Here is a 20,869-nt window from a genome sequence, read left to right as displayed (position 1 = left end):
GTCGCGTTGATGATCTCTCCCGCCGCGAGCCCAAACCACTGAAATCAGAAGGGCGGCGGATCGTTTTCGCGCTCGAAGCCGGTGGGCGTTCGCCAGACGACCCGACCGTGAGCGGAGCGCGTGATCGTGATTTTGGTCTGGTGTTTGAGAGTGTGATGACCACGACTGAGCGGCACAAGGTTGACCTCATTGGTGAGGCCATCGAATTGCCAGTCAGTGACGTGATCAAGATCGGATGCGTCGATTCGGATCGAGCAGGTCGGGCATCCGCAGTCTGGATCTCGGCGGCGCAACCACTCGCGCTGCGCCGCAGTCGGGCGGTACCTTGTGCGATCCATGTTCAGGTCGACTCCGGTGATCGGGTCAGTGAAGATCCGCCGGAAATTGGGGGCATCCGCGGTCAGGAGGCGCGCAGTCGCATCGTCGATCGGTCCGAAGCCTTCCAGCACCGCCCGATCGGTCTGGGCCTTGGCAAGCAGCTCGGGGTGGTCGAGCAGAATCGTGACGGGCACTGTGATGTGCACCCGCGCCTTGACCTCAAATTTCGTACCGCGCCCGGTGAGGATGTCGCTGGCGGCGTCCGCTCGCAGCTGCGCCAGGGTGCGTTTCTCGCCTTCCACCCTGCGTTGCCTCAGCGCAACGGCGTTGATGCGTGCATCGAGCTTCATGATCGTGGATGCGTCCGTGAAGAGCGAGAAGACGGCCATGCTGTTCTCTTGGGGCGTGACTTCCGTGTGTCGATCTGCCCGGGCTTCCAGGTGCCGTTCGGTTGCGTCTTTCGGGTGGATCCGTTCTCGCGCAGCGCGCGCGGCTTTGCGGAATTGCGACGGCGTCAGACGGGCTGCCTTCTCGACCAGCGCGTCGTCCAGTGCGCTGAATGTGCTCGGATTGTCGTGCGGAAGGGTCCAGGCCACCGACGCTGCTTCGCGCGCGTTCTGGTACCCGACATTCCCCTTGCAGAATCGTTCCCAGGTTCGGGGGAGCCGTTCTATCAGCGTGTCTGCCTCGTGAAACTGAGCCCAGATCGTGTTTTCGGGCAGCGACAGCCGCATGGATAACTCCATCACGACGGCTCGCGCTGCCAGAGTCACGGCTTCCCGGCGTGGAGATGATTCGGGCACGTAAACCCCGGGGTTTCGGCGAGCTGTCTTGATCGCCTCGCGAATGGCGGTCAGCTGTGCGGCCTGCGAGACGGCGACCGAACGCGCGAACACACCGGCCGAGTCCAATAGCGCCGTCACCAACTCCAACGACCCGGCCTCGACGGCGGGATCGTCGAACGGGGGTTCACGTTCGTCGGGTTCGATGACTGTGTTGTTCATACGCCCAATATAGAACAAATATTCGAATAATGATAGACTCGCAAAGAAAGGAGATAGAAATTGATTACGGCAAGCGAGCTACGTTGATCAGGTGCTCGTCAGCGGATAGAGTCCCCGTCAGTGCGACCCCTCAGGAAAGCGAGATCGAAGAAACTATGATCGTCAGTGTATGTCTGAGACAATCGCACACCCGTTCACCACCGCCACCGGTAGCGACATTCGCGTTCGCTTCTGCCCGTCGCCGACGGGCACGCCGCACGTCGGTCTGATCCGCACCGCCCTGTTCAACTGGGCCTACGCCCGACATAACGGCGGGAAGCTCATCTTTCGCATCGAGGATACCGATGCGGCGCGCGACAGCGAGGAAAGCTACGCACAGATCATCGAGGGTCTGCGCTGGCTCCACCTGGATTGGGACGAAGGCGAGGGCGTCGGGGGGCCCAGCGGGCCGTACCGCCAGTCCCAGCGATATGACATCTACCGCGACATGATTGCCCGGCTGACGGCATCCGGTCACGTCTACGAGAGTTTCTCCAATGCCGAGGAGATCGACGCCCGTAACGAGGCAGCCGGTCGGCCGAAGCAGTTCGGCTACGACAACTTCGACCGTGACCTGACCGACGAGCAGAAGGCCGCATTCCGTGCCGAAGGCCGCGAACCGGCGTTGCGGTTGCGGGTTCCGGACACCGATCTGAGCTTCGACGACCTCGTGCGAGGGGAGATCACGTTCCCGGCCGGTTCGTTCAGCGATTTCGTCGTGGTGCGTCCGAACGGGCATCCGCTCTATCCGTTCGTCAATCCGGTCGACGATGCGCTGATGGGAATCACGCACGTGATGCGCGGCGAGGACATCCTGCCGTCAACCCCGCGTCAGATCGCGCTCTACCACGCGCTGATCGACATCGGTGTGACCACGTTCGTGCCGCGTTTCGGTCACATGCCATACGTGATGGGGGAGGGCAACAAGAAGCTGTCCAAACGCGATCCGTCGTCGAACCTGTTTCATCACCGTGATCGCGGATTCATTCCGGAGGGACTCGTCAACTATCTGGCGCTGCTTGGCTGGGGGCTCGCGGCCGACCGTGATGTGTTCAGCCTCGATGAGATGGTTGCCGCGTTCGACATCGCGGACGTGAACCCGAATCCGGCGCGCTTCGACCTGAAGAAGGCGGAGGCGATCAATGGCGACCACATCCGGTTGCTGGAGGTCGCGGACCTCGCAGAGCGCATCGTGCCGTATCTGGTCGCCGCCGGCGTCGTGACAGAGCCGCTGACAGATGCGGAGCACGAGATCCTGCTGCTGGCCACGCCGCTCATTCAGGAGCGGATGCATCTGCTCGGCGAGGCGCCGGCGTTGCTTGAGTTTCTGTTCACGGACGCCGCGTCGCTCGTCTACGAGGATGACGGGCTTGCGACACTGCCGGCGAACGGGCTCGAGGTGCTGACTGCATCGCTGCCCGTGCTTGCCGCGATCGGGGACGACGACTGGACGCATGATGCTGTTGAGGTCGCGCTGCGCACAGCCCTAATCGACGAGTTGGAACTCAAGCCGCGCGTCGCTTTCGGACCGTTGCGTGTTGCGGTTTCGGGGCGACGGATCTCGCCGCCGCTGTTCGAGTCGCTCGAGATCCTCGGCAAGGCGGAGACGCTGGCGCGCGTTCAGACGCTCAGCGCCCGTTTGGCTGCGGCCGACCGCCTCGGCCGATGAGCGCGCAGCCTGAGTCGCCGGGCACTGGAGAGGGCACGCTCCGCGACGTGATCGTGATCGGCGCCGGCCCTGCGGGGCTCTCGGCCGCGCTCAACCTGGTGCGAGCACGCCGCAGTACGCTCGTTTTCGACGCCAATCGGCCGCGCAATGCGGCGACGTTGTATTCGCACGGTTTCTTGACTCGAGATGGGATGTCCCCGCTGGAGTTGCGCAAGCTCGGCCGCGCCGAGGTTGAGCGTTACCCGTCTGCAGACGTTGCGTTGGGTCGGGTGGAGTCGGTGACGCGCGAGTCGGATGGCACGTTTGTGGTGGTGGCTCACGGCATCCGGGGTGAGGGCGAACGTGTCGATCGTGCGCGTGCCGTGCTGATCGCAACGGGCCTGAGTGAGGAGATGCCGGCGGTGCCGAGCATCCGCGGGTATTACGGGACACATCTGCACAGTTGCCTCGAGTGTGATGGTTTTGAGAAGTCCGACGAGCAGCTCGTGCTGATCGGCGAGACGAACGATCTCGCCAGGCGCGCGTTCGAACTGCGCCAGTGGTCGCGCAGGCTCGTTGTGCTCACCAACGGTGTCGGCAGTGTGACGGAGGCGGAGGAGCGCGATCTGGCGACCCTCGGCATCCGGGTCGATCGTCGCAAGATCGACGATATCGAGGGTGAGCGCGCCACGATGACGGGTGTGCGATTCATCGATGGCGCCGTTGTGGCCTGCACAGGTGGATTCGTGCGGCCGGTATGGTCGGCGACGCTCGAGTATGCGGCTGGGCTGGGGCTTGCGCGCGATGAGTCCGGGCTGGTGCACGTGGACGCGCACGGTCGCACCTCGGTGCAAGGGGTGTACGCGGCCGGCGATTCGACCGCGCCCGGTCCACAGCAGCTCATCGTGGCGGCTGGCGAGGGTGCGCACACAGCGGCCGCGATCAATCGCGACCTGCTCGGCAAACTGGCGGATGCTGCCGCCGCGGAACGCGCGTCGGTCGCGCAGTAGCGCGCTGCTTTTCGGTCGGCGCACCCGGTGCTTTCGGGTCGGCCGTCGGGTCCGCTTTTCGGTCGGCATTCGGGTCGGCGCGCCCGGTGTCTGGGCCGTTTTGGCCGGGTGCTACCGCGTAGGCTAAAGTTGACAATCGGCCTGGGCTTCGGTGCGGGCCGGTGGGGTATGGTGTAATTGGCAACACGGCTGATTCTGGTTCAGTTGTTCTTGGTTCGAGTCCAGGTACCCCAGCACTGAAGAACCCTCTGTTTTCTGGGGAAAACGGAGGGTTTCGTGTTTCTCCCCATCCCTACGCTGGGCGCCGAAAACGGCCCAAAGTGTACTTTTCGGGGTCTTTTCCCCGAGCACGGTCGGCTTCGGCGGCATTGGACGCTCTGGCGGTACGCGCTGGCACTCGTTGGAACGGCCTGCCCCGAGGTGGTCCGGCGAGGGCTGTCGCACCTCAGCTGCATGACGGATGACGAACTGCAGATCATGACGGGGGAGCAGGTCGCCCTGCTCCTGCAAGTCTCACCCCGCACCATCGAGGAATGGCGGCAGTCGAAGTCCGGACCGCCCTACCGGCGGATGGGTAAGCACGTGCGCTACCTGCGCGGCGAGGTCATCGCCTGGTTCGAAGGGCTGGCCCAGGATGCCTAGGGCGAAGCTCGAACCCGGCCAGCTCGGCACGGAGGGTGTCAGATGGTTTGTGGTGCGCCGCGAGGCGCTGTTTGTTCGAATGGAGGTGGGAGACCTTCGTCGCCGTGCCGTCGTAGCGGTGGGGTGAAGTTGGCGGCAGCCTGATCCGGGGAACGCCGGGGAGGGTGGGAGCAGCCGCGACAAAGTCAGGACGGCCCAGTACTACCGGATGGGTCGGGTCTGGTGAACGAGACGAGAAGGTATACGCGAGGAACCGGTGTTCTACGCCTCTTGACATCTGACCAGCTCTAACCCGGCGGATGTGGGCTGGGTGGCGGTGCGCACCCGACGTTTCGGCCACACGCCATGTGGCCGGGATCGCCGGGGAACTGCCGGGACGGTATCGCACGCCGGGCCTGGCAGGTCGTGGTGAAGGACTATGGCGTAGTCACGACGAGGTCGCAGGGGTAAAGCCGGGTGCCTAACTCGTTGATCGAACAACAGTGAACGTGGGAACCGCCTGCGGTGACGCTCCGGGTCGTGCGGTCAGCCTGATCGCATGATTCGGATAGGCCCGTTGCCGGCCGAAGGCCGCAGGTGGGGCGGAGCCGTCGTAGTACTCCGGGGCCGGGAAAGCCGGTCACATGGGGAAGGGCGGCAGCGTGTGAAGTGAGGAGACAGTGCAATGCTCGAAGAAGCGCCGGTGAATATCGGCGCCGTGGACTGGCCCGATCCTGAATCGGCCGATGCCACGGTACGAGGAATGCAAATCAAATTGCAGCGTCTCGGCCGCGACACCGAGCCGGTCGGCCACATGACGGATCGCCGCGTACTCCGTCTCGTGATCCGGCAGAGCCTCCTCGAGCATCCTCACCGCGCGCTGCCGGAACTCGGGCTAAAACTGACGGGGCATGACTCCATCCTCCTAAAAGAAGCGGAACCAAACCCAGGCCGATTCACACGGCACCCAACGCTCAAGGGTGGATAGTTGCGCGAAGCCCCGCCTCGACCGCGGCACGATCGGATGCGATCCGATGCCCGTCAGGGCGCTCGGTCCAACGCTGCAAGTGCGTCATGATCGGCGGAGCAGACCTCAGCAGCACCAAGCCCGTACCGAAGGGCAAGCGTCGGATTAGGTCAGGCGGCATTGTCACGACGCGACGGACCGGGTGGCGTCCCGTTGTGTGGTGGAGTTTCTCGGCACCGTTCGGGATCAGCTTCTGTGATTATGCCGCGTTGAGTTCCGGGATCGCCACCTCCTCGTCGTTTGTGGTGAGCAGTTTCATGGAGTGCTCGGAGAAGTAGCGGCGGTCGGCGCCGTCCCATTCATCGTGCTGCTCGATCAGGACGTGGCCGGCCAGGCGCAGGAGCGCGGCGGGGTTGGGGACTGTGGCGACGACGTCGGTGCGGCGTTTGATCTCCTTGTTCACGCGTTCCAGCGGGTTCGTGGACCAGATCTGCCGCCAGTGCTGTTGCGGGAAGCCGCAGAACGCGAGGATGTCGTTCTGCGCGTCTTCGAGCATGTCGGCGATCTTCGGGTGCGAGCGGGTGAGCATCCGCACGACCTCGTGGAACTGCGCGAACACGTGCTCCGTGTCGGGTTGGGCGAAGATCGTGCGGATGATCGATGCGACCATCGGGCCCGCGGCCTTCGGAACGTTGGAGAGCACGTTGCGCATGAAATGCACCCGACAGCGTTGCCACGCTGAGCCGCCGAAGACCGTCTCGATCGCGGCGATCAGCCCGGTATGCGCGTCGGAGATGACCAGCTTCACCCCGCCGAGGCCGCGCGCCTTCAACGAGCGCAGGAAGCTGGCCCAGAACGGTTGCGACTCCGTCTCACCGACCTCGAAGCCGAGCACCTCCCGGCGCCCGTCCGCAGCGACGCCGATCGCGACGACAACCGCCTGCGAGACCACCCACCGGCCGCCCCTCGCTTTGCAATACGTCGCATCGAGGAACACATACGGATACGTCGTGTCAGCCAGTGGCCGGTCGCGGAACGCCGCAACATCCTCATCGAGGTTCGCGCAAATGCGTGAGACCTCCGACTTGGAGATGCCGGTGTCAGCGCCGAGCGCTTTGACGAGGTCATCGACCTTCCTCGTTGAGACGCCGGGACATAGGCCTCCATCACGACCGCAAACAGGGCCTGATCGACCCGCCTCCGCCGCTCCAACAACGAGGGGAAGAACGACCCCTGTCGCAGCTTCGGGATCCGCAGATCCAGCTCCCCGGCCGTGGTCGTGAGCGTGCGCGGGCGGGTGCCGTTGCGTTGCGCCACCCGCTCCGGAGTCCTCTCGAACGGGGCGGCACCGATGAACACGGCCGCTTCCGCGTCGATCAACTCCTGATACAGCGTTTCGGTCGCGACCCGGATCCGGTCGGTGACATCGGTGAGTTTCAGTTCCCCGAGGAGCTCGAGGAGGGCAGACTGGTCTAGAGCCATCGTGCTTTGTGTCCTTCTATGAGTGACTTTGATCGGTACTCACTGACCATCGCACGATGGCTCACCCACGTCTACGACGCAGACAACCCCATCCGAATCTCCACCACTCCACGGGACGTCACCGTACTTCACGCTGCACCGATGCGCGAGCTTGACAAGGGTCTCCCATAGTCAGCTCTCCTCAATCGGTCGAAACGCCTTCAAACCGGCGTTTCGTGCTCGGAAGATCATCGCTTGGTCGTAGGTCGCAAGAGCGACGTCAGCTGTGAACGGGCGCAGGCGGATGGCCTGGTCAATGATCTCCAAGTCCGCGTCGCGCATGCGCTCATGATGAAGATCGTCGACCATCAAGATCGCGTGCAGTTCGCCCGCCAACTGCATGCCACCTGCACAGCGTTGCCGGATCTGCCAGTTCAGGTAACCCGCCTGAAACACCTTGTCTAGGGATCGAAGCACGGTCCGCGCGAGCGTGCGCACCGCGAGCTTCTCCTCGCCGATGTACATCACTCCGTTACTGTCCTTCAGCCTGTCGAGTTCCTCGACGACAATCATCGGGATCCCCAGGGCAATGTCCACATGCGGAAAGACGTTGAGCCCCAGGTGCCACGGCACATCGATCAGGCTTTCCGCGTGTCGAAGCAGCACGTTCGTATCCAGGACGACGGCGGGAAACGGGGCGCCCGCGACGCCGGTCCCCGCCCACTTCGACCAAACGTCAGCCCGACCGCGCAAGTCCTTGACCGCTGTACCGGTCGCCTCCCTGGAGGTGGCGAGTTCGAGGTCAACGAGCTCGCCAACTGCCGGAACCCCGTAGGCGATGGGGTCAAGGGACTGGAGAAGCCAGTGACGGCGCGTTGCCACCAACTCTTCGATCGAGGCAGACGTGAGGTGGCCGGTCAGAGACCGTATCTGACGAGTTGACCACGTGCGGTACTCGTTCAGCCGGTCGACAGGCATCCCAGCCCCGAAGATGTTCGAGGCCGTGCGGGACGTCTCCTCAAGTGCTGCGATGGCGCTCTGGAGTGACGCGCCCGGAACTAGTTGAACCACTCGCTCACCGTATAGGCGGCCTCCGACGTCGATACCCATCCGCGGTGGCGGTGCGCCGAGTCCAGCGTCATTCGGCTGGCGCCCACGGTCGCACTCCTCGAACTCGCGCAGCGCGTGTCGCATCTCGCGCTGAACGGACCGCACAGCTGCGCATTGCATCCAGTGCCGCCAAGCACGATCAGCTGAAGCTCGATCAGCCCTGACCTGTTGGAAGCCGATCAGTCCGCTCCAGCCTCCTGGTTCAATGGCCGTGCACCACGCCACCGCCGTGAAACCCAAACCACGCCGAAGCCTGCACACAAGATGACGGTGGCGATCAACACGATGTAAAACGCAACCGAAAGATATCCATTGGGTGACAGCGCGGGGTTGAGAAACGGATATGGGTACCACGGCCCGCTCCCGGTAATTGCATCGGTCGCGACCGGTGCGCGCAGCAGTGTGTAGACGGCCCATCCCACCGGGAACGTAGCAATCGCTCACACAACTCGACGACGCAGCGGTGCCCTGCCTGGCGCGAACAGCCAATCCAGCAGCATGCAAATGGGGGCGATCACATGAAGGACCTCGTTTGACCACGGCACTGTCTGCCCCTGAGGCAGCGACACGTTACGCAGCAAGAGGTTGTAAACGGCGCCAGTCGTGATCATGTACGTCACGACCGCAGCCCGCAGCCCGGCAAACCAGACCGGATCGTCACCGGGGTGAGAGAACGACAGGATTGCACCGACCGCAAGGACCACCACTGCTCCAACGTTCGAAGCGATCGTGAAGAAGCTGAAAAAGTTCAGCAGGAGCGCGGGGATGCTCCCGCCTGCTACCTGGGCCTGCTCAACGCTGTGCACGAGCTGGGCAACGATCGCCGCAAGCGTCAAGAGCGCCACCGCGGCACGTGCGGCGCCGAACCCAGTTCGCACGGGCTCGATCGTAGCGGACGCGTAGTCGCGGCTGCCCGACCGCGGCCGCGGAAGGACTCGAGGCGCCGAAATGGCCACGCGTCATCGGGCCGAGCAGTACGGGCGCGCGCGCCAGAATCTGGCTCGACGAGACGGAGATCGAACCCGTTGACCGGTTCACTGGCGTGCGCTGCCTCTTCGCCACCGATGGTCACGCGTCGTGATCCGGGAGTCCGGCCGCTGTTGGGGTGACCCATAACTTCTCCTCTGGAACGCGCTTGGCGTCCGTTCTTGATAGATGGCGTCGATCATTTGCGCGTGGAACAACGACGCGACGCGCAGCGGGAGACGGCGATGGTGATTCGAGATCGCGGGGCGCGTTGAGCGGACGCAACCTGCGGATCCCGAGCCGTCTGCTGCAGCACGGTGAGTACCTCTCGAAGCGGGATCTCAGTGGTGCGGTGCGCCGCACGAGACCATGGTGAACTCGCAGATGCCACTCGCATCGTCAGCCGGAGATCGAGACGAGCGAGTGAAGCACACTCGAACGAGCGGCCACGTTCCAACAGTCCCGCCACGACGGTCGGGCCAGACGGCATCCTGAACCACCTGTTCGACTTCCGTCCGCCCCTGCCGTGCGCGTCGAGGCCAGCGCGTGCAGCTCAGGTCCACTGTTCAGATGACGGCGGCGGCGACCGATTGATCGTCTACCGCGTCGCGCTCTTCAGTCGCCGCGGGGTGGTCGACACCGATCGGGCAGTCGCAAGCCACATAGATGGGCGTGCCGTCTCGCCAACTGGTGAACACCTCAGCATGAACAAGCCCCAAGAGGCGAAGGAGGTTCTTAGGCATGTGGCTTCCTTGATATCAAGCGGGAGTTGGATCGCTACCGGGATGAAGCCGGAGCAGGCGGTGGGGGACTATCGCCACACCAGCCTTTCGCCTGCCGCCGCGCGCGGGTGAGCCAAACGATCACCGTAGGTATCTCGGAGCTGGAGCACATAGGTATCCGAGGTGCGCTGGGCGCCCAGCCGCCGCTGAACTGAGTACTACCCATAGGCGCGCTCCCGGAGAAGGTGCGCATTGCGGCGACCCCGTACCTTCGCGCTGGGATCGAACAATGCGTGCGGCCTCTGCTCGACAAACTCGAGCCCTCGACACTCCACTACACGGAGCTTCTCGCGAGCTTCGGTTCAAAGGCGCCAGTGGTGTGCGATGCAGGCGACGTTGAGGGGATCGCCCGACGCGAGCTCGGGGACTTCCTGGAGTCTCTCGACGCCGTTTATTGCCCAGAGGAGCCGCGACGGTATGCGACGCCGGGCCAGACGCTATCTGACGTCGCTGGATGAGTCGATCAACGACTGCACTGCCGCAATCGCTCGACCGAGTGTGATGCGCTCCTGCTCGATCCGTCGGTGACCCCTGTGCTGCTCGTCGAGCACTCGCAGGTACATTGCACGCTCGTCGGCGCGGAGCTGGTCCGTCTGCTTCGGAACTCCCGGGGTGAGCGCCTTTCCATACTGGTCGAGGTCAGTACCGTACTGCTCGAACTCATCGTAGGTCTCCGGATCCATGAGGATCGACTCGATGTCACGGTTGAAATCCACCCGGTACCCGTTCAGGATTTCGTAGCCATCGCGGTCGATGTCGCCCCAATACACGACGACCGGTGCTTCGCGGATCCATCGGAACGAGGCGACTGTCTTGCCGCCCCTGCCGACGCCTTCAACTGAGATGCCGCCCGCTAAAGGCGGGAAGTGCACCGCGGTGTCCTTGTTCTCCGAAATGACGACGAGCTCCGGGACGTAGGCCGGTGCAAAGCGGTCGCCAACAGTTGCCGAGTCGTGGATGCGGCCGCCAGCTGCTCGGTGGTCGGGATCGAGGTACGTGAAGTGGATGCGTGGTGGGTGCCCAGGCAGGAGACCGAGATCCTCCAGTCCGGTGAGTGCCTGGACGCCGGCTCGATGATTCTGGAGCCACTTCGCGTGGACGCCGGGGATCGGAACCTGTCGCGGGGTGACACCGAGCTCAGCGTGTGCCGGGTCCGCGAGGTACCAGACGGCAACGGTCAGCAGCAGCGCAAAGTCAATCTCCGAGTATCCGTCGATGAGCCGAATGGTCCGGCCGATGTCGAGGGCACCCGGGTATCTCTCTCGCAGCACCGCCAGTCGCTCGCGACCGCGGTCGAGTCGCTCGGGCCAGCCGCCACCAGCGATCGCCGCAGCGTGTTCGATCGACTCGACGTGTGCGTGGGTCGGAACCGATTGCCGGGTACCGCCCTTGGCCACCCGCGTCTCGTAGTCGAGCGTGACCTCCCAGCTGCGGGCCCAGTCCTGCCAGGCGACCGTCTGCGAATGGATGGCCGCGTAGTCCGCGTGCAAGTCCGCAGCCGTCGCTCGCCCCAATGGAAACGCGTACGGGAAGGCGACCAGGTCGCCGACTAGATGCGCATGCCACTTCCCCTCCAAACGGCGTCGGACGTCCGAAACGATGGTCTCGTGCGTCTTCACGCGAGGCTTCCCTCGTCGGAGGCATCCCGAATGTCGCTGATGAATGAGTAACCCTTCGGACTTTTCGTCACGGTGTGGATCAGGTCCATATGCGGCTCGAGCGCCGTCACCTTGTCGAGAGGCGCACCGATGACGAGCTGGAACCCGAGGTCCTGCCATGCCCTGACCGCGCGGCCGGCGAACTCGCTGTCAGATTTCACGAAGCCCTCGTCGAGGAACACTGGAGCGAACCGGGGCCGGGAGCGGGTTTCGTCCCCGAGTTGATAGCGCAGCGCCGAGCCGACGATGAACGCGACAAGCTCCTGTGTCTCACCCCCGGACTTGTCCCCGAGGGAGTCGTGGGTTGCGATCTCACGGCGATTCTCGTCCAGTACGACCGCGGTGATGACAACGTGTTGACGCACGTCGAGGAACCGGTCGCGCAGCGAGGTCGACGACTTCGTATGTCCTTCGGGGATGCCGATGCGGCTCATGAACTCGCGGAGCCGTGTAAACCTGGTCTCCACCTGCTGCTCGGTCAGTTCGAGGGCAAGCCCGGATGAGAGTTCGCGCAGACCACGACGGAAGGTGCTCAGATCCTCGCCTTGGAGCCGTCGCAGGTTGATCTGCAGCACGCCCTTGCCGCCGAAGGGCAGAGTGTCGAGGATTCTGTTGATCGGGCGCAGCCGGTCTCCGATGTCCTCGAGCGCCGTGTCGAACGCGTCGTTCAGGCGCAACAGATCGTCGCTCGACCACGCGGCGAACTCGCGTCGCCACTTGTCCCGCCGCTCGTGAAGTCCCTCGGACTGGATTCGGTCGAGGATCTCGCGATAGCCGTCTGCGGAAGTCGCTGAGACGCCGAGGTTGTTCTCGGGCCACTGCCGCTGATATGCCTCGAACAAGCTCTCCATCGCGCTGGTAGCGCTGCGGGCGGCGCGTTGCGCCGTGGCGGCTTCTTCCTGCAGTCGATTGCGGAGGGCTCTCATGTTCGGGCCGAACGACTTCAGGCTCGTAATGTCCCAGTTGTCCGCGAACAGCTTGTCGAGATAGGCCTGCTGGGCGTCGGTGACGCTGGCCGTCTGCCTGCCGACGATAGCGTCGATGGCGGTCTGGGCCGTGTCCTGGTCGTCCACCAGGCACTCCCACTCCTTGTCCAGCTCATCCACACGATTGCTGGCGAGGACCCTGTCCCGGTTCGCCTTTGCGTCGAGCGGCTTGATCCGCTCCTCTTCATCCTGCAGCGCGTCGAGGATTTGGTTGGCATCGCGCAGCCGGCGGACCTCGTCCTCGAGTTCGACGATGCGGCGATCGATGCCGAGGTGATCGATCTCGGCCCATATCGTGTCCTGCACCTGCACATGGGCGCTCTTCTGGGCGCGAACGTCATTAAGGCGTGCCTGCACGTCGTTCACGCGCTCGCGCACGGCGGCGATCTGCGGCTCGAGCTCGTCCAACAGCGTCACGATGTCCGCCAGCCGACGCTCGTTGGAGAAGCCGATGATGTCGCCCTCCGCCGACTCTCCGTGGGCGCCACGGTCGCCGTCGCGGGTCTGTCCGGCCGGCGTGACACGTGGCTCGCGTCCATCGAGCGATACCGCGTCGGAGATGCACAGGTGGTCGACGCCGTCGTTGCTGATTCGGTCCTGAACCCATGCCGAGAAGGGGGAGGGCTTGAAGGCAACCTTCCCCGAGATGTAATCGGGATCACCCCGCCACTCCTGGTGGTCGGCGAGCGTAACTGCCTGAAACCGGATGCGGGGAGTGATCGTGACGCCGTCGATTGCTGCGGAAAGCCGGTTGCGCGTGTGTCGGTCGACCAGAACCGTGCGGGCGATGCCTCCTAGCGTCGTCTCAACCGCCCTGCGCCAGCGCTCTTCCTCGGGGCGCACATCGATGAGCTCGGCGACGAAGGGCAGGTCGTTCATCGGGTCGAGGCCCGCGGCGTTCGCCATTCGCACGCGCGCGTCGTGGAGCCGACGCGGGACCATACCCGTGCGGCCCGTGAGGGACTTCTTCTCCTCCATCAGGTCGATCTTGCGGCTGTTCAGCGGAGACAGTTCCTTCTCGCGAATCGCCTCCGCTTCGGCCTCAAGGGACTCCTCTCTCGCGCCAAAACCCGCCAGGAAGTCGGCCGCAGCAGCCTGCGCTTCGGCGAACTGCTCTGCGGTCTCGGGCACCACCAAGCCGATGGCTTCCGTCCGGGTCTGAAACCTGAGGTTGGCTGCGTAGACCCCGTCACGGCTGCCGGTCAGGCGCTTGATCTCGCGAGCGCGCTCGTCGATCGCACCACCGCCGTTCGCACGCTTCTCCTCGGCGATCTGGGCGAGCCGCGCCTCATGGCGATCCTCGTCCGACTTGGCCTCTGCGTAAGCCGCCGCCGTGGTGGCATGGTCACGACGGTTCTCGACCACTGCGGTATCGAGCAGTGCCCGCTCGGTGCACAGCATCCACAGGCGGAAGGGGGACGGCCCGTCGTCTTCGGCCCCGAATTGGCGAATCAGCAGCGACCTCGAGTCGGCGTCGGCGAGGTCACGCTGCAAGCCCGGAAGACGTTGCAGCGCCGCAACCTTGGCTGCCTCATCGACCATCTTGCGGTAGGAAGCCTCGAGGTCCCCGAAGTGCGAGAGAGCGTCGTCGGCGGCCTGATAGGTGATGGGCCGCTCCAAGACCATCCGCTTGTAGAGGTCGTCCACGCGGCTGATCTGCATGCCGGCCTGCACACGGGCGAGCAGACGCATAGCCTTTCGACCCCCATCGCCGCCGTCGCCGATGCCAAGCCGAGTGTGCACCGTGGTCTCGAACTCACCCCAGGTGTTGTAGGTGGTCAGCCCTGCGATGCTCGCCTTGAGGGAGCGCTTGTCGAACCGGGTACTGGCCAGCTGCTCGAGGCGGGTGAGGTCGAGGTGTCCCTCGAAAGTCGCATAGGTCGTAACGACGTCGCCGCCGACGCTCGCGCCCGCCTTCGCGAAGTAGATGCGCAGCACAGTGAATCGGCGCCCGGTGTCGTTGATGAACGTCGCGGAGAGCGCGCCCCAGACGGGGCCGCCGTCACTGCCGCGCAGCACCTCGTCACGCACCTCCTCCGAGCCCGCGACACGGTTTGTGTCCATCTTCCCGCGCAGGTAGGTCAGCAGGTTGCGCTGCTCGTTCGAGCGAGCCCTACCTCCGCCGGCATCATTGGATGCGCCGTTGAACGGCGTATCCGACGGCATCATCAGCGCGATGTAAGCGTCGAGGACCGTCGACTTGCCGGTACCGCTCGCCCCCGACAACAGCGTGGAGCCGGGAGAGAAGCGCACCTCGCGATGACCATGGAAACCGCCCCAGTTCACCAGCTGCAGGGCTTCGATTCGCCACTGCGCATGCTCCATCACTGGAACTCGCTCGATCTGGATCGGCAGTTCGAGAGTCATCAGTCCTCCTCCTCGAGACCATCCAGCAGGTCGACCTCGTCGGCGGCAGCATCCAACTCGGTGGGATCGACCTCGGTCCCGTTCTGGGTCATGAACCACGTCCACAGGGCACGGAGCTTTTCGATCGGCATGAGTACCTCGATGATCGGCGAGATACGGAACCGATCCGGGTCCTTAGTTTTCAGGAGCACGCCAGCTGTCGCCAGACCGTCGATCGCCTTGACCGCACGCTTCTGGTCCATCGCGCGGTGGGTGGCGTGCTTGGGGCGCTGGTCGGCCACCTCGTCGAGCAGCGTCTGACGGTCCACGAACACGACATCTTCGCCCTCTTGTCTTTGGGCGAAGAATCTTTGCCGGAGGAAGACCATCACGATGGTCTCCTCCTTGGTGTGCGACACATCGCGGAGCAGCGACGGCAGCGGGTCACCCGTGGTGGCGGTCGCCTGACGCTTGAAGGCGACCTGGAAGCCGGGCTCGACGCGGAGCTCGAAGAACAGGTCGTTGAGACGGCTCTCGATGACGTCGCGGCTGGCGAGGAGCACGGCCCAGTGCTCGGGATGCCGCTCTGCCGAGATGTATCTGTACTTGAGTAGCGCGTGCAGGCATCGTCGTTGCTCGGGATACAGAGAGCTGGAGTCGCCCTCGAACATCGCCAGGCTGGTCTGGTCGGCTACTTCGTCCTCGACGTTCGCGACCACGTGCTCGTCGAGGGGGTCGAGGACGAAGTCGCCCTCGCCGGTCAGGGCATCGATCACAGCGGGTCCCCCTCCGGCCGGGCGACCCCAGCCGTCGTCATCGTCGAAGTCGGCATGAGGAACCGACGCGTCGTGCCGTCCGGCCGCACTGCGGAGACGGCCTCGCGCGCTGCCGGATCGATTTCCGCCCCTATCCGGGTGTACAGGTGAAGGAGGCCGAGTATCTCGACCGGACGGCGAAGGTCGTCGGGCAGTTCGTTGAAGAGGGCCGCAGCGGACTCCAGGGCGCCCGCGGCGAGCTTCTCGTCTATGCTTCGCCGCAGCTGTTCGAGGGAGGGGCCGCCCTGCTTTCGGATCTCATCGAGTGACAGCGACGCCGGGGCCTCGCGCGACACATCTTCGAGCGGCTCGGGTGCCCGCTCGTTCTCGGGATCGAAGGTCTTGAACTTCAGCCCGGCCACGTCAAGGCTCGGCGGGATGAGCTCGACATCGATATGGTCACGCGCTCGCGCGGACTGCATCCACGCCCGCATCTCGCGGTCGATGCCGCGCAGGACGAGGTCCAGCTCGCGATTCTTGATGTGGTCGTAGTTCTCGATGTGCTCGCGCAGCGTCGACGACAGGTGCTGACGCTGGGCGAGCACGTCCTTGATGCCGCGGCGGATCACATCTACCGCGGTCCGGAGCTGACGTTGCTCGTCGGGGAGCAGAGTGCCCGACCAAGGGTGCGCGAGGATGGTATCCAGGTCGGCACGCATCCGGGTCAGCCAGTCCGGCTTGCGAAACAACTCCAGCGCTCCCGAGAAGGCGCGACCCTCAGGGGTCGCGGTCAGCAAGTTGGCTGACTTCTTGAGGTAGTCGTCGACCACCTCACCAACAGGGCGCTCCTCTTCCCGGAACCACTTGGTCATCATCCGATGCATGTCGCGCACGGACTCCTCGACGCGACGGAAATCAGACGGAAGGCCATCGAGCTCACGCAGCACGTTCGAGAACTGCTCGGTCAGCTCCGCCTCGGAGGACTCCGGCACCTCCGCGCCGGACGCCAGACGATCGTGCTCGGCCTGCAACCGGGCAATCTCCTCGACAAGACGCCGTTTGCGCTCCTCTCGGTTCGGGTTCGCAGCCAGCGCCGCCTCAGAGACGACGCGCCGCATCGTCTCGATGCGGGACAGGGAAACGTTCAGCTGCGTACGCGTCGCGCGGGTGACATAGTCCATGGCCTGCCGCGCGTCGCCCGTTAGCTGATACGTCTCCTCACCACGACCCGGGTCGCGGTAGAGCCAGCGTTCGCGCACCCACTGCATGGCCAGCGCCTTCCCGTTGCCCGCCGGTACCGCGTAACCCGCAGCCCGCAGCTCACCGAGGAGAGCATCGATTCTCGTATGAAACTGCTCCACGGGAACCGGCTGCCCGTCATCGGGGAATGCATTGGCGAAAAACGGCATAGCAACGCCAGCGGACTTGCGGTCCAGCAACTTCAACGTCGGCGTATTGAGGGCTGCATCGATGCGCGCGACGTCGCCCTCGATCCCGGTTGCCATACTCCGCCCTTCGGTCCAGACTCGTTCGCCTCAGTCGACGGCCGGCTTCAGAGTCGTGAGCGCTTCGCGCAGCCCCGCCGCGATGCCTTCAGCGTTCATCGCACGCTCCTCAGCTGCGGTGACCGCCGCTGTCGCCTTCTCGACCGATGCTTCGAGTTCGGCGATGCGGCCGGCTGCGGCCTCCGCCGCGCGCTCGCGTTCGGCCTCGAGGTCCTCAACCGCGGCCGTGAGCCTCACAACGTCGGCCTCGGCAGCCGCCACCTTCGTCTCCCAGCCGGATCGGGCCTCATCGAACTCTGCCCGGGACTGGGTGCGAGCCTCGCGCCATGTCGCCTGGGCGACCGTCTGGAAGCGGGCCTGGAGGCTCTCGGGCATTGGCGCGTCAACCTGGTCGCTGGCCTGGTTTGCCCGCTCCTTCCACGCCTTCGCTGCGGCCGCCGCGGTGGCCATGCGGACGCCGGAGCGTTCGCGGACCGCGGCGGCGCTGACAGCGAGACCCTCGGTGGCCAGTTCCTCCGCAGCCCGAGCGGCCTTCTCCTCGGCAGCGGTCATCGCGCCCTCAGCCATCTCGACCTCCAGAAATGGTAACCGGTAAGGTGGTAATGGCATTACCTTACCGAATTACCGGACGTTCGGCCAGGCCGCTCAGTCCATGCACGGCTGCGCGCTCAGGGATAGCGGCCCCAAGCGATCTCGAGAGCGAACCCGGTCGGCCAAGAAGAATGCGACGACACAGCGGACGGATCATGCGCTCAGCATGTCCTGGACCTCCGACATCACCAGTCACGCCTCTCGTGAGCCGTCACTCTGGCAGCCCATCGTTAGCCCGTCTCGGGGGTACTTTTGGGGGTCTTTTCGCGTGTCTGAGGGTCGAATCAACGCGTTTCAGTGCGTAGCAGCTGGTACAGTGAACATAGATGAATTGCTGATCCAACTAGAAAACCGTGCTTCGCGCAGGGGTCAACACGTAGGGCCTGGAACCTTCAGTTGTTCTTGGTTCGAGTCCAGGTACCCCAGCACTGAGATCGTTGAGTTCCCGCGGAAGTCGGACTCCATCCTCCCTCTCGCGAGTGGCCCGATCCGGCCCGCAGTGACCAGATTGGTGACCAAAAACCCCGCAGAGCGCGCTTCATGGGCGTTTTCACGGACGAGGTACGCACCAGCCCCCACAGTTCTTCAGAAAAGGCCGAAACGGTCACAGCGACGGACCTATTGCCGAGAAGCAAAGCAGAACGACGACTCCTCCGTGGTAGCCGACCTGGTGAGGATGGTGACGCGATCAACGAGGCCGGCCTTCTGGTCAGTCTCGTCGATACCAGCGGGATCAAGTTCCACAGCTAGCACGGCGGCTAGCTAGGCGCAGTTGCGCTTCGTCGATCAGATGCGGGAGACTGGCGCGAACGCGGCTGATGGGTCCGCACACCCGTCGCCAGATGGCGCAGCTGCTGCAAGTCGGACCCTCGGCACAAAGGAGTGCAAGATGAGGGCATCCTCCCGGCTGTATGTGGTGTTCGCGGTCTGCGTCGCTTTGATTGCGACGGTCATCGTGACGACCGTGGTGACGGCCGGACCAAAAGCCCCGGACTTCACGCGCACCGCCTCCATTGCGAGTGCGGATGCAGAGGCACTGCTCGCCGCGCATGATATGTCGTCGCTGTCTCTGGCGCTGGTCGCCGGCGACGATGTGGCGTGGTCTGAGACATTCGGGGCGGTGGACACGAGCGCTACCGCGCCGACCGATCAAACGCTGTATGGCATCGGATCTGTCAGCAAAGTCGTCACGACGGTCGCGGTCATGCAACTGGTCGACGCCGGCGAGGTAGACCTGGATGCGGCGGTCGTGGACTACATCACTGATTTCCGGATGGCCGATCCCGGATACGCGCAGATCACTGTGCGCATGCTGCTGAACCACTCGGCCGGGTTCCCCGGGTCCGATTACGCCGATGCCTTCACCACGGCACCGTTCACCGGCTATGCCGACCAGATGCTCGCCCAGCTCGCTCAGTCTCGGCTCAAGAGCATGCCGGGCTCGGTCGCGGTGTATTGCAACGACTGCTTCACCATGGCCGGCCTCCTCGTCGAACGGGTGAGCGGTATGCCCTTCACCGAATACGTCCGTGCCCGGGTGTTGGAGCCGCTGGGCATGACCCGGTCGATGTACCCCACGGTTCCGCTCACCCCCGGCGACTTCGCACCGGTGATCATCGACGACGTCATCCAGCCGGCGGAATACCTCAACCTCTACGCGTCAGGTGCCCTCTTCTCGACGCCCGGGGAAATGGCGCGGCTGGCAGCGGTGCTGCTGGGCGATGGAACATGGCATGGCGAGCAGATCATCTCCCCCGCTTCGATCGAGGAGATGGGTCTGGACCAGGTATCCGGCAGCCTGGATCCCATCGCCTCGACGGGTTTCCGGTACGGTCTCGGATGGGACACGGTGACCGATCCGGGGCTGGCGGCGATCGGTGCACGAGGGTGGACCAAAGGCGGCGACACCCGGGACTACCACGCGACATTCATGCTCGCTCCCGACTCCGACGTCGCGGTGGTCATCACCGCCGCCGGACGGAAGGCCGGTTCGGGGATGCTTGCAACGCTCGCGCAGACGGTCCTGCGCAGCGCGATCAACGAGATCGACGGTGTCACGCACACGCCTGCGGCGGTGGATGCAACCGCCCCTGCAAAGACGAATGCCGCGCACGACCAGCTGGCGGCGATGGTCGGGTCCTACGCCGGATCGTACCTCGTGCGCGTCGAAGCGACCTCCGAGGACTCACTCGCCGTCGACGCGTTCGCGGGTGGGGAATGGCTGCCGCCGGAGACCTACACGCTGCGCAGCGACGGTCTCTTCTGGAGGACCACCGAGCCGGCGCGGTCGTTGCAGACCCGCACCGCGTGGGGACGGACCTACCTCGTCCTGCAGGTTCCCGATGAGCACGGCATCTTCCTGGACACCTCGATCCTCGGGGAGAAGGTCTCACCGAACGGCGCGCTCGGGGCTGCCTGGAAGCAACGGGTGGGCCGAACGTGGGTGAACGTCACAGAGCGTTCGGACTCTCTGCTCTGGAACGGAAATCCCACCTTGACCATCGCAGACCCGGATGACACCGGTTACCTCTGGGTCACCCACGCACAGGGCTCGACCCCCATCGATCCGCGCGACAGCGACGATGTCGGGGTGATGTTCGTGCAGCTCCCCGCGGTGAACGGGCGCGACATGAACGACCTGCGCATCGTCCCCCGCGATAGTGAGGAATGGGTGCAGTTCGGCTCGGCAATGTACCGACCCGCCGAGAGCATCCTCCCGCTGGAGCACGGCGAGGTGCGGATCACCATCGGTGACGATGCCACGGCGGAATGGCGATCCGTCCCCGTCGACACGCGGCTCGAGTCGACGGGGGACGGCGTCTGGCACGCCTACACACCAGACGGGGACCCGATCGAGGTGGCAGCCGGCTCGGGCGTGCTGCCGGCCGGCTCACTGGTCGCCGTGTTCGGCGCCGCGGGCGCGACCGTCACGCTCAGCGCTGAGCTGGCCTGACTCGGAGTTCGCCCTCGAGCCTCAAGTGCTCATGTGGGGTTGCATCCTTCGGTGCAGCGGATGCCGCGAGGCGAGCACTCTCAGGCTGCTGACGTTGGATTTGTGTGCGACTACGCGATGCGCGACGACGCAATCCCGTTTAACCCGGC

At 64.6% G+C, this 20,869-nt stretch carries 15 protein-coding genes, 1 tRNA gene and 1 pseudogene; 7 read left to right on the top strand and 10 right to left on the bottom strand.

What is annotated here, in order from left to right; genetic code table 11:
• Positions 1-44: 44 nt before the first annotated feature.
• The gene (locus tag QU604_RS13090; RefSeq protein WP_308465069.1) at positions 45-1,322 is read right to left on the bottom strand and encodes an HNH endonuclease signature motif containing protein; all 1,278 of its coding nucleotides are present in this window, start codon (positions 1,320-1,322) and stop codon (positions 45-47) included.
• 169 nt (positions 1,323-1,491) lie between these two features.
• Between QU604_RS13090 and gltX the strand changes: the two genes are divergently transcribed.
• The 5 genes from gltX (at position 1,492) to QU604_RS13065 (ending at position 5,628) form a co-directional block, all read left to right on the top strand.
• Entirely contained in the window at positions 1,492-3,030 is a 1,539-nt protein-coding gene (gltX, locus tag QU604_RS13085) for a glutamate--tRNA ligase (protein ID WP_308465068.1), read from the top strand.
• Positions 3,027-4,019 carry an NAD(P)/FAD-dependent oxidoreductase gene (locus tag QU604_RS13080; RefSeq protein ID WP_308465067.1) on the top strand — a complete coding sequence of 331 codons (993 nt, stop codon included), beginning with the start codon at positions 3,027-3,029 and terminating at the stop codon, positions 4,017-4,019. Before gltX ends, QU604_RS13080 begins: the two co-directional genes overlap by 4 nt.
• A 162-nt stretch (positions 4,020-4,181) precedes the next feature.
• A tRNA-Gln gene (locus QU604_RS13075) sits at positions 4,182-4,253 on the top strand.
• A 219-nt stretch (positions 4,254-4,472) separates the two neighbouring features.
• Positions 4,473-4,661, top strand: coding sequence for a helix-turn-helix transcriptional regulator (locus QU604_RS13070; protein ID WP_308465066.1), 189 nt, complete (start codon positions 4,473-4,475; stop codon positions 4,659-4,661).
• 664 nt (positions 4,662-5,325) lie between these two features.
• The gene (locus QU604_RS13065; RefSeq protein ID WP_308465065.1) at positions 5,326-5,628 is read left to right on the top strand and encodes a hypothetical protein; all 303 of its coding nucleotides are present in this window, start codon (positions 5,326-5,328) and stop codon (positions 5,626-5,628) included.
• Between the two features lie 238 nt (positions 5,629-5,866).
• Here the strand turns inward: QU604_RS13065 and QU604_RS13060 are convergent.
• Positions 5,867-7,089: pseudogene (locus tag QU604_RS13060) on the bottom strand (IS256 family transposase).
• Between the two features lie 18 nt (positions 7,090-7,107).
• Between QU604_RS13060 and QU604_RS13055 the strand changes: the two are divergent.
• A complete protein-coding gene (locus QU604_RS13055; protein ID WP_308465064.1) occupies positions 7,108-7,260 on the top strand; it encodes a hypothetical protein in 153 nt (50 codons plus the stop codon).
• On the opposite strand, the gene QU604_RS13050 is transcribed toward QU604_RS13055, so the two are convergent.
• The 8 genes from QU604_RS13050 to QU604_RS13015 all read right to left on the bottom strand — a co-directional run bounded on the left by QU604_RS13050 (position 7,261) and on the right by QU604_RS13015 (position 17,743).
• Positions 7,261-8,139, bottom strand: coding sequence for a PIN domain-containing protein (locus tag QU604_RS13050; RefSeq protein WP_308465063.1), 879 nt, complete (start codon positions 8,137-8,139; stop codon positions 7,261-7,263). It abuts the gene before it with no gap.
• A 479-nt stretch (positions 8,140-8,618) separates the two neighbouring features.
• Entirely contained in the window at positions 8,619-9,056 is a 438-nt protein-coding gene (locus QU604_RS13045) for a Pr6Pr family membrane protein (RefSeq protein ID WP_308465062.1), read from the bottom strand.
• A 654-nt stretch (positions 9,057-9,710) separates the two neighbouring features.
• The gene (locus QU604_RS13040; RefSeq protein ID WP_308465061.1) at positions 9,711-9,887 is read right to left on the bottom strand and encodes a hypothetical protein; all 177 of its coding nucleotides are present in this window, start codon (positions 9,885-9,887) and stop codon (positions 9,711-9,713) included.
• A 476-nt stretch (positions 9,888-10,363) separates the two neighbouring features.
• Entirely contained in the window at positions 10,364-11,545 is a 1,182-nt protein-coding gene (locus tag QU604_RS13035) for a Wadjet anti-phage system protein JetD domain-containing protein (protein WP_308465060.1), read from the bottom strand.
• Entirely contained in the window at positions 11,542-14,937 is a 3,396-nt protein-coding gene (locus tag QU604_RS13030) for an ATP-binding protein (protein WP_308465059.1), read from the bottom strand. Before QU604_RS13030 ends, QU604_RS13035 begins: the two co-directional genes overlap by 4 nt.
• Positions 14,937-15,692 (bottom strand): DUF4194 domain-containing protein, encoded by a 756-nt coding sequence (locus tag QU604_RS13025; protein ID WP_308465058.1) that lies wholly within the window; start codon positions 15,690-15,692, stop codon positions 14,937-14,939. Before QU604_RS13025 ends, QU604_RS13030 begins: the two co-directional genes overlap by 1 nt.
• Positions 15,689-17,176, bottom strand: a complete 1,488-nt coding sequence (locus QU604_RS13020; protein ID WP_308465057.1) for a DUF3375 family protein — start codon at positions 17,174-17,176, stop codon at positions 15,689-15,691. The genes QU604_RS13025 and QU604_RS13020 overlap by 4 nt, the downstream gene beginning before the upstream one ends.
• 30 nt (positions 17,177-17,206) lie before the next feature.
• Positions 17,207-17,743 carry a DNA-binding protein gene (locus tag QU604_RS13015; protein WP_308465056.1) on the bottom strand — a complete coding sequence of 179 codons (537 nt, stop codon included), beginning with the start codon at positions 17,741-17,743 and terminating at the stop codon, positions 17,207-17,209.
• 913 nt (positions 17,744-18,656) lie between these two features.
• On the opposite strand from QU604_RS13015, the gene QU604_RS13010 reads away from it, so the two are divergent.
• The gene (locus QU604_RS13010; RefSeq protein WP_308465055.1) at positions 18,657-20,720 is read left to right on the top strand and encodes a serine hydrolase domain-containing protein; all 2,064 of its coding nucleotides are present in this window, start codon (positions 18,657-18,659) and stop codon (positions 20,718-20,720) included.
• Positions 20,721-20,869 lie beyond the last annotated feature (149 nt).

Origin of the sequence: Rathayibacter sp. SW19 (assembly GCF_030866825.1) — a bacterium.
GTDB classification, from domain to species: domain Bacteria; phylum Actinomycetota; class Actinomycetes; order Actinomycetales; family Microbacteriaceae; genus Rathayibacter_A; species Rathayibacter_A soli.
The sequence above is the reverse complement of the archived record's forward strand: the minus strand, read 5'-3'. Positions and strand labels throughout refer to the sequence as shown.